The sequence below is a fragment of the Sporolactobacillus laevolacticus DSM 442 genome (genome assembly GCF_000497245.1).
Lineage (GTDB): Bacteria > Bacillota > Bacilli > Bacillales > Sporolactobacillaceae > Sporolactobacillus > Sporolactobacillus laevolacticus.
Window position 1 is genome coordinate 1 of sequence record NZ_AWTC01000010.1, and the last position, 12,852, is coordinate 12,852.

General features: G+C 41.1%; 13 protein-coding genes and 1 pseudogene. 3 read left to right on the forward strand and 11 right to left on the reverse strand.

Features of this window, described 5'->3' with window-relative positions:
* Nucleotides 1-86 precede the first annotated feature (86 nt).
* Nucleotides 87-221 (reverse strand): annotated as a pseudogene (locus tag P343_RS37880) (VOC family protein); the annotation flags it as partial.
* A gap of 123 nt (nucleotides 222-344) precedes the next feature.
* Entirely contained in the window at nucleotides 345-1,751 is a 1,407-nt protein-coding gene (gene pdxR / locus P343_RS29500) for a MocR-like pyridoxine biosynthesis transcription factor PdxR (RefSeq protein ID WP_023510451.1), read from the reverse strand.
* A gap of 110 nt (nucleotides 1,752-1,861) precedes the next feature.
* On the opposite strand from pdxR, the gene P343_RS29505 reads away from it, so the two are divergent.
* Nucleotides 1,862-2,563, forward strand: coding sequence for an aspartate/glutamate racemase family protein (locus P343_RS29505; protein ID WP_023510452.1), 702 nt, complete (start codon nucleotides 1,862-1,864; stop codon nucleotides 2,561-2,563).
* 155 nt (nucleotides 2,564-2,718) lie between these two features.
* Here the strand turns inward: P343_RS29505 and P343_RS29510 are convergent, their stop codons facing one another.
* From P343_RS29510 to P343_RS29525, 4 genes are all read right to left on the reverse strand, one after another.
* Nucleotides 2,719-3,315 (reverse strand): DJ-1/PfpI family protein, encoded by a 597-nt coding sequence (locus tag P343_RS29510; RefSeq protein WP_023510453.1) that lies wholly within the window; start codon nucleotides 3,313-3,315, stop codon nucleotides 2,719-2,721.
* 134 nt (nucleotides 3,316-3,449) lie between these two features.
* A complete protein-coding gene (gene ppnP / locus P343_RS29515) occupies nucleotides 3,450-3,764 on the reverse strand; it encodes a pyrimidine/purine nucleoside phosphorylase (protein ID WP_023510454.1) in 315 nt (104 codons plus the stop codon).
* Between the two features lie 77 nt (nucleotides 3,765-3,841).
* Complete coding sequence (locus P343_RS29520) at nucleotides 3,842-4,669, reverse strand: pyrroline-5-carboxylate reductase family protein (RefSeq protein ID WP_023510455.1); 828 nt, start codon at nucleotides 4,667-4,669, stop codon at nucleotides 3,842-3,844.
* A 46-nt stretch (nucleotides 4,670-4,715) separates the two neighbouring features.
* Entirely contained in the window at nucleotides 4,716-5,513 is a 798-nt protein-coding gene (locus P343_RS29525) for a TrmB family transcriptional regulator (RefSeq protein ID WP_023510456.1), read from the reverse strand.
* Between the two features lie 140 nt (nucleotides 5,514-5,653).
* Between P343_RS29525 and P343_RS29530 the strand changes: the two genes are divergently transcribed.
* Nucleotides 5,654-6,334 carry an NADPH-dependent F420 reductase gene (locus P343_RS29530; protein ID WP_269077909.1) on the forward strand — a complete coding sequence of 227 codons (681 nt, stop codon included), beginning with the start codon at nucleotides 5,654-5,656 and terminating at the stop codon, nucleotides 6,332-6,334.
* Nucleotides 6,335-6,464: 130 nt separating this feature from the next.
* Here the strand turns inward: P343_RS29530 and P343_RS36415 are convergent, their stop codons facing one another.
* The 5 genes from P343_RS36415 to P343_RS29560 form a co-directional block, all read right to left on the reverse strand.
* Complete coding sequence (locus tag P343_RS36415) at nucleotides 6,465-7,631, reverse strand: murein hydrolase activator EnvC family protein (protein WP_023510458.1); 1,167 nt, start codon at nucleotides 7,629-7,631, stop codon at nucleotides 6,465-6,467.
* Between the two features lie 284 nt (nucleotides 7,632-7,915).
* Nucleotides 7,916-8,197 carry a hypothetical protein gene (locus P343_RS29540; RefSeq protein WP_023510459.1) on the reverse strand — a complete coding sequence of 94 codons (282 nt, stop codon included), beginning with the start codon at nucleotides 8,195-8,197 and terminating at the stop codon, nucleotides 7,916-7,918.
* 24 nt (nucleotides 8,198-8,221) lie between these two features.
* Nucleotides 8,222-8,410: a hypothetical protein gene (locus tag P343_RS29545; RefSeq protein WP_023510460.1), complete on the reverse strand. Its 189-nt coding sequence runs from the start codon at nucleotides 8,408-8,410 to the stop codon at nucleotides 8,222-8,224.
* A 313-nt stretch (nucleotides 8,411-8,723) separates the two neighbouring features.
* On the reverse strand, nucleotides 8,724-10,139 hold the full coding sequence (locus tag P343_RS29555) for a sensor histidine kinase (protein ID WP_023510462.1): 1,416 nt from the start codon (nucleotides 10,137-10,139) through the stop codon (nucleotides 8,724-8,726).
* Nucleotides 10,136-10,840 (reverse strand): response regulator transcription factor, encoded by a 705-nt coding sequence (locus P343_RS29560; protein ID WP_023510463.1) that lies wholly within the window; start codon nucleotides 10,838-10,840, stop codon nucleotides 10,136-10,138. The genes P343_RS29555 and P343_RS29560 overlap by 4 nt, the downstream gene beginning before the upstream one ends.
* A gap of 225 nt (nucleotides 10,841-11,065) precedes the next feature.
* Between P343_RS29560 and P343_RS29565 the strand changes: the two genes are divergently transcribed.
* Nucleotides 11,066-12,679 (forward strand): multicopper oxidase family protein, encoded by a 1,614-nt coding sequence (locus P343_RS29565; protein WP_023510464.1) that lies wholly within the window; start codon nucleotides 11,066-11,068, stop codon nucleotides 12,677-12,679.
* Nucleotides 12,680-12,852: the final 173 nt, after the last annotated feature.

Sequence of the window (12,852 nt, forward strand, 5' to 3'; positions counted from 1 at the left end):
CGATCGTCAAAATACAGACGATCAGCGACCTTTTTTGTGTCAATAGTCTCGACCTACCAAAAAAAACATGAGTTTTTCAGTGGCCTCCTCCAGCTCTTGCCCTGATTCCACTCTTGAAAAGGACGGTACCCTAATTCTTCTAAAAACCATCCCCAGAAGTTTATGGATGCTTCTAGTTTAGAAACATTAATTTCAATATGATGAATAAGTCCCCGTGACATTAGATGGTCCTCCCTATTGAACATCAGTAATTGTATGAGCACTTCCATGGTAAGGAAGGGGTCATGGACTCAACCCTATGGTGCTGTATCGCTTGAACGAATAGGAGTAGATTTTTTTAAGCATCACTGACGGTATTTGTTCATGTCCAAACACCTTTTTAGCTCTTCTACCCCTTCTATTATCTCTTCCTTGGTCAGACCGCCATAACCCATAATGATTTGCTGCTTGTGCATGCCTTTTTTCAGGGCATACTGCTCGACAGGATAAATGTGTACACCCTTCTCCTTGATTTTGTTAACGATGTCGTCCGTAAAGGTAGCACCTGGAATGTCAACAACAAGGTGCATCCCTGCTGCCTTTCCGATAGTCTTAGCCTCTTTAAAAGAAGACAAAACACACTTCTCGAGTATTTCTCTTTTTTTCCTATAGATCTTTTTCATTTTGCGAACATGGCGATCCAGATAGCCTTCTTCGATAAATCGGGATAGGACTAACTGATCAATCGAAGCGGTATGACGGTCGTGGAACCACTTTAAATTACGGAACGCTTCAACCAGATGAGCTGGAAGCACCGCGTAGCCTACCCTGAGCGCCGGAGACAGAATTTTACTGAACGTGCCAACATAGATCACCCGCTCCGGATCAAGCCCTTGGATCGAGGGAACCGGTGCACCTTCGTAGGTAAATTCACTATCATAGTCATCCTCAACAATGTAGTTATTCATTTTTCTCGCATATTCGATAAGCTGTACTCTTCTTTGAATCGATAAAATGCCTCCCATCGGGAACTGATGCGATGGAATGACAAATACAAAACCAAGTTTTTTCCCCTTAGGAAGGTGTTCCGGCAATATTCCATTTTCATCAACGGGTACGGGAAAAAGATCGGCTCCTGCATTAATAAAAATATTGCGCATTTCATCTGTTACAGGATCTTCGACAGCGATACTAATCCCATCTTTGATCAGCAATTCCGTTATAAGGCGCAACGCCTGAGTAGCGCCTTGTGTAATCATGATCTGCTCCGGATCACAATGAACGCCTCTTACCCTTTGAAGATACTTGGCTAGTGTGATTCTGAGTTCTTCAATTCCGCCCGGCTCCCCATAGCCAAAAATACGGTCTGGCGCTTCTCCGCAAACTTCCTTGGTCAGCTGACCCCATTTTTTCCTTGGAAACTGGTCAATCGCCGGATTACCACCCCGAAAATCAATGAGCTTTGGCTCAGAATCTGTCCGAAACATCCTTTGATCACGATGTACGTTGTTTTCGTGCAGCGGTAAAGAAGATCCTTTGGCGACAAATGTGCCTGATCTGGGTCTGACCTCTACGTAGCCCTCAGCAATCAGTCGATCATAGGCTTCCAATACAACATTTCGTGAGACACCAATTGTAGAAGAAAGGCCTCTAGAAGAATCCAGACGCTCCCCTTCTTTTAACTCCCGATTCAAGATGTCTCCACGAATCTGCTCATAGATTTGCTGAGTCAGTGATGTCGTACTTTTTCGATTGAGATTGATATACAGCATTCCCATCACCCGATTCAAAAACTGGTACTATAAAAGTTTTCAATTACTGTACCTGTTATAGACCAGTATACCATGCTACGATTTATAAAAATCAAGAGGAGGTTTTCTTAATGAAAACAATCGGTCTGATCGGTGGATTAAGCTGGGAGTCAACGGCAGAATACTACCGCTACATTAACACAAGGGTACAAGAAGAACTGGGTGGCTTGCATTCGGCAAAATGCATAATGCACTCATTCGATTTTGAAGAGATTGCAGCGCTTCAAAGAGCAGGAGAATGGAGAAAAGCAACTGAGGTTATGATTCAAGCAGCTGTCACCCTTGAAAAAGCAGGTGCGGATGTTCTTGTCATTTGCACAAATACGATGCATAAGATGGCACCGGAAGTACAAGATGCCGTTTCCATTCCGCTGATTCACATTGCCGATGCAACGGCAAAATCGATCCAGAAACAAGGATTAACGAAAGTCGGCTTGCTGGGGACAAAATTTACCATGGAGCAAGACTTTTATAAAGACCGGTTGATGAAGTACGGTATTTCAACAATCATTCCGGAAGAGGATGATCGTACGGTGATTCATGATGTTATTTTTGGGGAACTCTGTCAGGGTAACTATTCACAGGCCTCAAAAGAAAAGTATTTACAGATCATTGATAAACTCCTCTCTAAAGGGGCGGAAGGTATCGTTCTCGGATGCACCGAGATTCCGCTGCTAATCAAACAGCAGGATTGCCAGGTTCCGGTATTTGATACAACCTACATTCACGCAACAGAAGTCGCCTCTTTTGCATTGGACAAGGTCAATAGTTAATTTAATACAAGATCCATTCATAAATCTTATTACAAATTATTCCACTAACAAATAAGGACTGGCAATTTATACTGCCAGTCCTTATTTGTCTCAGTGTGAGGATTAATTATTAAAAGTTGATCAACGCGTTACTAAGTCGTGAACTAAATTTCAGATCATAATTCTATATCATATTCCATTCGCTTAGCCGTTTGCTTTGAAACATCATTACTGTAGAGTCGAGAGATCAAATGAAAGGACATGTTAATGCCTGCTGATATTCCGCCAGAAGTGATGACGGAGCCTTCATCAACAAATTTGACATTACGTTGAACCGAGACTGAAGGAAATTGTTGCTCTAATCGATCTAAATCCATCCAATGGGTTGTTGCACGTTTTCCATCGAGAATCCCTGCCTCGGCTAGAAGAAATGCTCCCGTACAAACAGAAGTCATAAATTCTGCTTTTGAACTTTGCTTTTTTATCCACTGAATGACATTAGGGTTATTAATTTCAATTTCTTCAGCACCATAACCGCCTGGAATAATAACGATGTCTAATGACGGATGTGATTCAAAGCTATAATCCGGTTTAACCATTAAACCATTTCGCGCTTTAATTATTTCACCATTTTCAGAAATGGTCTTGACAACAAACGGTTTGCTTTTAGAGTCAGTCAACGTTGTGAGAGAAAAAACTTCAAATGGTCCTGCAAAGTCCAAAACTTCTACTTCATTGAACAATAGGATACCAACCGTGCGTTGAGACGTCATGTATTCATCACCTTTTATTATCGTTCATTTAATAATATCATTTCTTACTAGAAACGAGACTACAAAATCTTCTATCGTTGAAGGTGCCCCTGAATTTGGAAAATACTCCTGCTTGCTCTTCAACAAAGAATAACTCACTTGATATAGGAACAGCAATAATCGGATAGCTCTACTGCAGTAATTTGAAATTTGGTGTGAGCGGGTATATCAAAGGTTTCCCCTTCTTCAATAGTCATCCACGCTTCGCTTTTAGGAAGCAGCACTTCAAGTTTTCCGGCTAACAGTTCCATGTGTTCTTTGTCTGCAGTTTCAAATTCATAGCGTCCAGGCATCATCACTCCCAGAGTTATCCTTTCTTCATTTGCAGAGATCACTGTTCGACTGGTTACTTTCCCATCAAAATATACATTCGCTTTTTTTACAACAGACACATTTGCAAGTGTATCCACTTTAGATCGCCTCTTTTTCATTTTTTAAAGTTAATGAACTTCCCTAAGTTTCTATTGATTGATTAATTTGCAGAAAGCTACATAGTGAGATTGATCAAGTGGCCAATCTCCTTAGATATTTCCTGACTCCGATTCATTCCTCTTCTTAATGCTGTGATAAATAACTCGCCATCCTTTAGGCTATTAATAATTGCTTCTGTAACGCCGCCTTCTGTGACCATTTTCGCTATATATTCATTTTTTTCTCTTTCTCTTTCTGTAGCCAAAACGGGTATAACTCCTTTTGACCACGTATAAAGTTCTAAAAACCACGCGTAGTCCTTTTCCAGTTCATTTACAGCGTCATGTATATTTTTGTCATTGTCTTCTTGCAATAATGCCGCCGGCAGGCAAACACCTGCTGTAAACATGTTTAGATCATTTTCATTCGAAAGTTTAAATAGTGTCAAACTCATTTGACTTATAAGATTGCTAACAAAACGATTATAAGGATAGATTGCAGCAACTCCTTTTTCTGAAACAAGGGTATCCGGACCGCTAACCATCATTCTAAAAGTTTCTCTATTGAAGATCTTTTTTAACATTTGGGTCGTTAATCCAGCCACACAAGAGATAATTCGTATATTTTTTGATACTGGTATATTCTTCAAGTGAATAACATCCTGCGGTCTGACGGTAATAAAAATAAGGTCTACCTCAGTAAATATTTGCTCATTCTCTGAAATACAGCTGGCAAGTCCAAGTTTTTCAAGGTGTTTATATGTTGCTGGATTTCCTCTGTATGAAATAAAAATGTTATGCTTAGAAAAGCCGTGATTAATTAGCGATTCCGTAATCGCTTGTCCTAAATGGCCGCATCCGACGATACCGATCTTACTATTTTTTAGGTCATATAAATAATTCATCTCTGATTCCACCTTCTTTCTCATTTGGTTATAAACCTTTGTACGCCTAACGATTTTGGATGAGATAGGCTAACATTTCATTGCTCTCACACAAACTTCTAAATTTTTCATAACCTAAGGCATCCACTAGGACTTTGCCCCAAATATCGTGTTTCATATACTCTTTGGCTGTAAGAACAACGCTTGGCGCATTGGTCCATATTCCGGTTGTCTCTTTATTTCCATTTATTTCGCTGATCACGACTTCCGTTGTATCACCCGCTACAACGGTTAGTCTCTTTCCGAGACGTTTTTTTGAAGTTAAGCCACAGGATTTAAGATTTATCATTCCGCAGTCAACTAAGTCACAGTCTCCAAATACTCCACCAATAACTCTAATTCCTCGATTTTTTGCCGTAATCACGTGCTCTTCTAATAGGGCAGCTTCCTCTGGCCATAGGGAAAGGAGAAGCAGTTCGGAAACATTTTTCATCACATCGATCATCTTATCGATCACTATCTCATAGCCTGACAAGTTCCATGTTATGTCGATGTTCGGTATCGGCTGAACCTGAGTTAACTGCCCTTCTAAATCGTCAACCGTTGTTATAAATTCATTTTTTATTGAACTTAAAAGGGCTTTAGGATCTTTGGGATAATAATATACAGGTTCTGAAGCGCTGGAAATAACCATCCCCTTATTTTTCAGGCTTGTTAAGGTTTCATATATTTTTGCCGTTGGAATTTTAGCAATTTTACTCACCTCATAACCAATTGCTGGGTGCTTCTGTAATAGAGCATAATACGCCTTCGCTTCGTAAGAGGAAAATCCAACCTGAGTCAGCTTAAAGATAATATCGTTCACCCTTGCACCCCCTTCTCATTTAATAGCTATATACTACTATGGGGGTAAGAACTCAGCAATAACTACTCAAGTGGGGTATATGAAAAAAATTTAAAGTGACGATCCAAACCATCAAGTCATGTTGTTAGACGTGAACAATAGTGAATGCTACACTGAAGCTGAATAAAGAAGGGAGAGAGTCATTGACCATGAAAATTGGATTTATCGGCAGTGGAAATATCGGACAAGTTGTTGCGGCAAGCGCCATTCAAGCAGGCTATTCCGTTGTAATGTCAAATTCACGCGGACCTGAAACACTGACTGAACTTGTAAAGAAGCTGGGACCACAGGCCGAAGCAGCTACTGCAGAACAGGCGGCACGTGAAGGCGACATTGTGGTCGTGACCGTGCCATTGTACGCACTTTCTCAACTTCCCGACTTTGATCTAGATGGAAAGACCATCATCGATACGATGAACTATTACCCTCAGCGGGACGGACAGATTGCCGCTCTAGATAATGGATCGACGACAACGAGCGAACTCACGGCTGAGCACTTTCCGAACGCTCATGTTGTTAAAGCGTTTAATTCAATCTATGCAGCAGACATCAAAACTACAGCAAAGCCAAAAGGAGATCCAGAACGCAGGACGCTTCCCATTGCCGGTGATGATGCCACGGCAAAGAAAATCGTCACCGAACTAATTGAATCTATTGGTTTTGATGTCTATGATGCAGGTCCCTTGCATGAAGGATTTCGTTTTCAGAATGGCACACCGGCCTATTGCGCACGCGTCAATCGAAGCGATTTGATTCAATTATTAAACCAAGCAAAAGAATGATGTTTGAGTATTCCAATCAAATATAAGTACGCTCTAAAAAAGGTGAACACTTCAGATTAATATCTGAGATGTTCACCTTTTTATTTATAAATTTTTTTCATGTTCATCATCACTGTACGGGATCACGTCATTATCGAATAAAGTTTCCCGGATTCACCGCGCCTTTATGAGGCGCCGGAGTCCATGGACCTTCATAGAGTTCAAAGTGCAAGTGAGAGCCGAATGATTCGCCCGTATTCCCCATCCCGCCAATCTCTTGTCCTTGAGTCACGCGTTCGCCGGCAGATACATTGTAAGCGTTCAGATGAGCATAGACAGACGTATATAATTTTCCTTCAATTTGATGGGACACCATCACCGTATTTCCATAACTTGAGGATCGATACGCTCTGAACACCACTCCGTCAGCTGCTGCCATGACCGGCGTTCCCTCATTGTTCGCTATATCAATTCCTGGATGGAAGCTATTGTCAAATGAGCGGTAACCAAATCCAGATGAAATATACCCTTGAGCCGGATTAATAACTATTGACTTGCTGAAAGACAGCTTTTTATATTCCGGTGACGCTGCATTACTCTTTAGTGCACGCTTTTGATCTAGTGCCACTTCCCTCTCTTCCTTTTCACCCATGATCTGTTCTTTAATTTTCGACGCTTCTTTTCTGAGCAGCGTTAATTCACTTTGCTGGTTCTTCTTTTCCTTAAGAAGATCCGATTCCAAATTTTTCAAATCTGCCAGATTGCGCTTCATCAGCTTCAGTTCGTCCTGAAGTGCCTTTTCTTTAGTGACTTGTTCTTTCTTATCATTTTCCTGAGCAGTCAAAATTTTATTATCCGTCTCAGTGATCGTTTTCAAAGCAAACAATCGATCCAGAAAGTTTCTGAAGCTCTCCGCACCCAGAAGAACATCAAGATAATTGATTGTCCCGCCATTTATGTATATAGAACGAATACGTTTTTTTAATAATCCATCTCTAACCTTGATCTGTGCCCTGAGCCTTTTAATCCGATCCTTCATTAGTTCTGATTTGATTTGGCTGTTTGTAATTGCCGATTGTCTTTCAGCTGCACGTTTCTGTATTTTTTCAATCTGCCTTCCAGATGCTTTAATTTTTTTAATGGTGACATCCTGCCGGCTATTATTCTTTGACAACTGTTTTACAGAGGATGAATTCTGATCGCGTTTGACCCCTGCTTGTTTAACCAACGCAGCATTAGCGTAGTTTTCCGTGTAACCTGTCGTCAGTAAGACTGCCATGCCAAAAACCATTGCTGAACGTAAATACCTTTTATTCACTATTATCTTTCCCCTTTTATGCATCTTCTCTTTTTTTGAGTATTAAGGTGAAAGACCCCCGCAGATTTGTTAACATCATATCAATCTTATATGACAATTTTCGACACATTAGGATAACAATGATGTTTCAAAATTTGTGGTTATATTTGGATGAATCGGTTCTCATCTCTTGCTGTTTTTTTATGTGTATTAATAGTGAAATACTTATGAAATAGAGACGAAAAACCCAATCGAGTTTTCGTCTCTATAAAAAGCAGTCATTAGAATCTTTACTTTTTTGCAGATCAATGATGACGTCCATTACCCTTTTTCATCATAGCCGGCATCATGAGTAGATGCATTAACGGGCAAATGAGTACGGCAGCAAGTATGAGCAAGCTGTTTGATCCTGAAAATCCGCCTGTGAAGAACAGACCGACAATCACGGCTATTGGGATAATAAGACATACAGCCATCATAAAATTATGGTTGGGCTGATGTTTTCCATGGGCATTATGGTTTTCATTTTCGTGATTATGATTCTTATTTATCTGATTGTTATGATCATGGTTTCCGCAGCAATTCATGAATCATTCCTCCTTATCTTTGTCCTATTTACTTTTAAGCTGCTGAAGTTCTTCGCGTAGGAGATCATTCTGTTCCTTCAATGCGCTTAGTTCATTCGAAACTTTTTGGTGATCCGAGCGATCCTTTTGCGAATGCCCGCCTTTCATCATCAATAACATCATTGGAAGCATCATAAGCGGACAGGCGAGCAGCGCTAGCCAACTTAAATCCATAGGTTTGTTCCTCCTCTCTTCCTTTACTAAGGATTGTAGACAAGAATTGTGTGGAATCTGTGTGGAAACCATGTAGATTAAAATTAGTTATGAAAATCATAAAAGCTTGAAGCTCATTTACTTTTTTTTCCGAGATAAAACCACAAATAAAGAATAGCAAGAAGCATCACCGGGCAGGCCATCCACATGCATACTTGAAAAAATGCCCTTCCAAAAGAGAGAAAACTCTCATGCCCAAAAGCATTAGCAGAGAAGAACAGGCAGGTTAGTCCCATGATTATCAAAAATAGTGAAAAAATCCAGTCCAATTTTTTCATGAAATCATCCCGCCCTTCTCATGCTTTTCTTCAAAGGGAAATGTCAATGTAAAAGTAGTTCCAACGCCTGCTGTACTCTCAACATGAACCGTTCCGCCTTGTATTTCGACATACTTTTTAACGATGGACAAACCTAAGCCGGTCCCGCCGTATTTGCGCGCCCGCGATTTTTCAACACGATAAAACCGTTCAAAAATGAAAGGAAGTTCCTCATTGGGAATGCCAATTCCGGTGTCCGCCACAATGACAACCCCAGCATTATTTTGTTTCTTCAATTGAACAAGAATCGTCCCGTTCTCTGTAAATCGAATCGCATTTTCCAGTAAATTGAGCAGCACCTGTTCCATGCGTTGACGGTCTCCATGAATACATGGGACGTGTTCATGGACATCTACTTGAAGACTCAAATGCTTGTTTTCCGCCTTCAGTTTCACTTTCTGAAGTGCCGCTTTCATGGGTCCTTTCAGATCCAGTGATTCCATAGTGAGCTTTATCTGCCCCTCCTCCATCTTTGAAAGGTCGAACAGATCGTTAATTAGACGTTCGAGACGTACGGATTCTTGATAAATGATCGATAAGTACTGTTCTTTTTCTTTGTCGGATTGAACCATTCCGTCTGCCAAAACTTTAGTATAGCCCTGAAGGTAAGTCACCGGCGTTCGCAGTTCATGTGAAATATTTGAGAAAAAAGCTTGTCTCGTATCTCGATAGCGTTGAAGGCTGGCCGCCAGATCATTTATGGAACGTCCAAGCATACCGATCTCATCACGGCCCCCGATCTTAAGCCGCGCGTCCCAGTCTCCTTTTGCCATTTTCCCAGTCATATGCTGCATTTGAAGTAGCGGACGGGACAGCAACTTGCTCATGATCAAGATCATGCCTAAAGCGAGCAGAAAAGCGCCTAATCCAGACAGGATCAGCAAGCCACGCAAACGATACAAAGAGTTATCTATTTGTTTCATTGAAGAAGCAATGTAAATCGCGGACCGAGTGCTTTTGTCACGCTTTACCGGTTTTCCGACGACATAATACCGATTATGCTGACCGTCTTGAAATCGGAATTCAATGGCATGACCGGAAAGCAACCGCCGATTTTCTGACTTTCTTACAAATGAAGGACTTGGCTGCTCTTTCTTGCCTTCAAGGGTCAGAACTCTTCCATCAGCATATAACCAATAGACCTTTACATTTGAAAACTCGGCAAAAGTTCGGATCATCGATTGGGATGAATCCTCCCCGGATGCAGCCATAGTGGTAAAATGAGCAGCGATTTCGTGAGTATCTTCTTTCATTTGCGCATCATAAAAGGTTGTGAATAAACGGTCGACAGCTAGCCCAAGCGAAAGCAGGATTACGATGATCAGCACCATGATGGCGACACCCAGTTTCAGCCCGATTCGATTCATTGTCATGACTTTCCATCCTCAGAATTGAATTTATAGCCAATCCCCCATGCCGTCTGAATTGGTGAATAGTGCAACCCAGCCTTTTTCAGCTTTTCTCTGATATTTTTCACATGTATGTCGACCACTCGTGCGTCGCCCTCAAAGTCAAAGCCCCATATCTTTTCAATCAGTTGCTCTCTAGATAGAACACGTCCGTTATTCATTGCGAGCGTGTCAAACAGATCGAACTCCTTTTGGGTAAGTTCAAGTGGCCGATCCTGAATCATGACCTGCCTGCCGTCTCTGTCGATAATCAGTTCCGGAAAAATCAGTTTATTTTTATCCAACTGGCCGGCTGTAACTGTAGATCGACGGATTAGTGCATGAACACGGGCAACCAGTTCGGCAGGATCAAATGGTTTGGTTAAGTAATCGTCCGCGCCAAGTTCAAGTCCCTGGACTTTTTCTTTTGTCTCACCTAAAGCAGTCAACATCAGAATTGGGACCGATTTCACTTCTCGTATCGATCGGCAGACCTGCCATCCATCCATTTCAGGCATCATCACGTCAAGAATGATCAAATCGAAAGAGTAATTTTTAATCTTCAGCAACGCTTCATTGCCATCTGCTGCCTCAACTGTATCAAAGCCTTCTTTTGAGAAATAGATACGTAGCAAATTGCGCATTTTCCAGTCATCATCTACGATTAGAATTTGCAATTTTTTCATCATGATCACCTTTTCTTATCTTACAGTAAACTTTATTTTTTTGCTGTTTTCGCTCAATAACTCTATATACGAAAATTCGTATGGTCTTCTGTTCTGTCCACTCATTATCTCCTGTATTTATAGACTAATCTCGAATTGTGTAGTTTTCGTTAGATTGTTATTTCTTCACAGTTTCTTCACATTTTTCTTTTACACTAATTTCAATCGAATGGAGGAGTGTGCTCTATGAAAAGATTTCTTTTCGTCGCACTTGCAGCTTTTACTTTACTCATGATCACTGCTTGTTCCGCAACAACAGCGGACAACAATCAAAAAAAGACCAATATGAATGGCAATGAATCAGCTGCTTCACAAGCACCCAAAATATTAAGAAGTCCGAATATTACGCTTGTTGCCCAAAAGGGCACACAAAAATTGAGCAACGGTGTTATTGTCCCGGTTTGGACGTTTAATGGTTCCGCACCAGGACCGGAAATACGTGTGCAAAAAGGCGATAAGATTCACGTCACTTTAAAGAATGAGTTGCCTGCACCTATTTCAATTCACTGGCACGGTTATCCGGTTCCAAATAAAATGGACGGAATTCCGGGCGTAACACAGGACGCCGTGGCACCGGGAAAGAGCTTTACTTATGAATTCGTTGCTGATAAAGCAGGCACTTACTGGTATCACTCGCACCAAGATTCAGTGAATCAGGTGGACCGAGGGTTATATGGGGCATTCATTGTTGAAGACTCCAAAGAAAAATACGACAAAGATTACACCTTGATGCTGGATGAATGGGTGACAGATAAAAATCAGATTAATGGGCAAATCAAGGCAATGACTCCGGGGACAAGTAAAAAGAAAAGCGGAGACTCCGGTATGGACGGTATGAACATGGACGGCATGGGCCATGGTAGTTCAACTGAAAACTCATCAAATAACCATGATGGTGGTATGAACATGCCTGGGAATATGATGGTCGACAATATGAGCATGTATGACTTGTATACCATTAATGGAAAAAGCGGCAAATTGGTCAAACCTCTGAATGTCAAAAAGGGGGATAAGGTTCGGCTGCGTTTCATCAATGCCGGCTATCTCCCCCACAACATTCATATTCATGGTCACAACATTAAAGTGATCGCGACTGATGGTCAACCTATTAATAATCCGCAGACCGTTAAAAATCGGGTGATTTCCATCGCGCCAGGTGAACGCTATGATGTTTCCTTCACTGCTGACAATCCAGGAAAATGGTATATCGAAGATCATGGAACAGCAAAAGGTACTAACGAGATGAAGGCTTTAATTAACTATGAAGGCAGCAAAGCTACAAGCGGTCAGCCTAATGCAAGTACACAATTACCAGCGATTGATTTTACTGATTACGGGGCTAAAGCAAAACCACAGTTTACCTTGAATCAAAAATACGACGTCACTTATACCATGAATCTCAATGCTGGAATGAATAGTAATGGGATGATCTATACAATTAATGGGAAGAGTTTCCCGAATACAGATCCGATCAAGGTTAAAACAGGTGATCGCGTAAAGGTCAAGCTGGTCAATCGTGATCATATGAATAATCATCCAATGCATCTGCATGGTCACTTTTTCCAGGTGTTAAGCAAGAATGGCAAACTGGTCAGCGGTTCTCCAATCTACAAAGATACACTGAATGTGAAACCGGGCGAAACATACGAAGTCGCTTTCAAGGCCGATAATCCAGGCAATTGGATGTTCCACTGCCACGATCTGCATCACGCAAACGCAGGCATGGTTACCGAGGTGAATTATACAGATTTTCAGTCAAATTATGTGCCAGACTCTGCAAACGATAATAAGCCAGAATAAATATAGAGCAAAAAAACCTGTAAGCATCATTATTTTGTTGAAAAAACGTATTCAGAGATGAAATAAAGAAATTTTTCACGTAAACTATTAGGGTGGAATCCCCCTGAAAGAATATGGGAAGTCCGTTAAATCAGAAAGACAATTGTTTTCATGATAAAATGTTTCCATAGGTT

Excerpts from the sequence above, each read along its gene's own strand:
- P343_RS29555 (WP_023510462.1), bottom strand. The coding sequence starts at position 10,139 with ATGACAATGAATCGAATCGGGCTGAAACTGGGTGTCGCCATCATGGTG.
- P343_RS29565 (WP_023510464.1), top strand. The coding sequence starts at position 11,066 with ATGAAAAGATTTCTTTTCGTCGCACTTGCAGCTTTTACTTTACTCATG.
- P343_RS29510 (WP_023510453.1), bottom strand. The coding sequence starts at position 3,315 with ATGACGTCTCAACGCACGGTTGGTATCCTATTGTTCAATGAAGTAGAA.
- P343_RS29520 (WP_023510455.1), bottom strand. The coding sequence starts at position 4,669 with ATGAATTATTTATATGACCTAAAAAATAGTAAGATCGGTATCGTCGGA.
- P343_RS29505 (WP_023510452.1), top strand. The coding sequence starts at position 1,862 with ATGAAAACAATCGGTCTGATCGGTGGATTAAGCTGGGAGTCAACGGCA.
- pdxR (WP_023510451.1), bottom strand. The coding sequence starts at position 1,751 with ATGCTGTATATCAATCTCAATCGAAAAAGTACGACATCACTGACTCAG.
- P343_RS29545 (WP_023510460.1), bottom strand. The coding sequence starts at position 8,410 with ATGGATTTAAGTTGGCTAGCGCTGCTCGCCTGTCCGCTTATGATGCTT.
- P343_RS29540 (WP_023510459.1), bottom strand. The coding sequence starts at position 8,197 with ATGAATTGCTGCGGAAACCATGATCATAACAATCAGATAAATAAGAAT.
- P343_RS29560 (WP_023510463.1), bottom strand. The coding sequence starts at position 10,840 with ATGAAAAAATTGCAAATTCTAATCGTAGATGATGACTGGAAAATGCGC.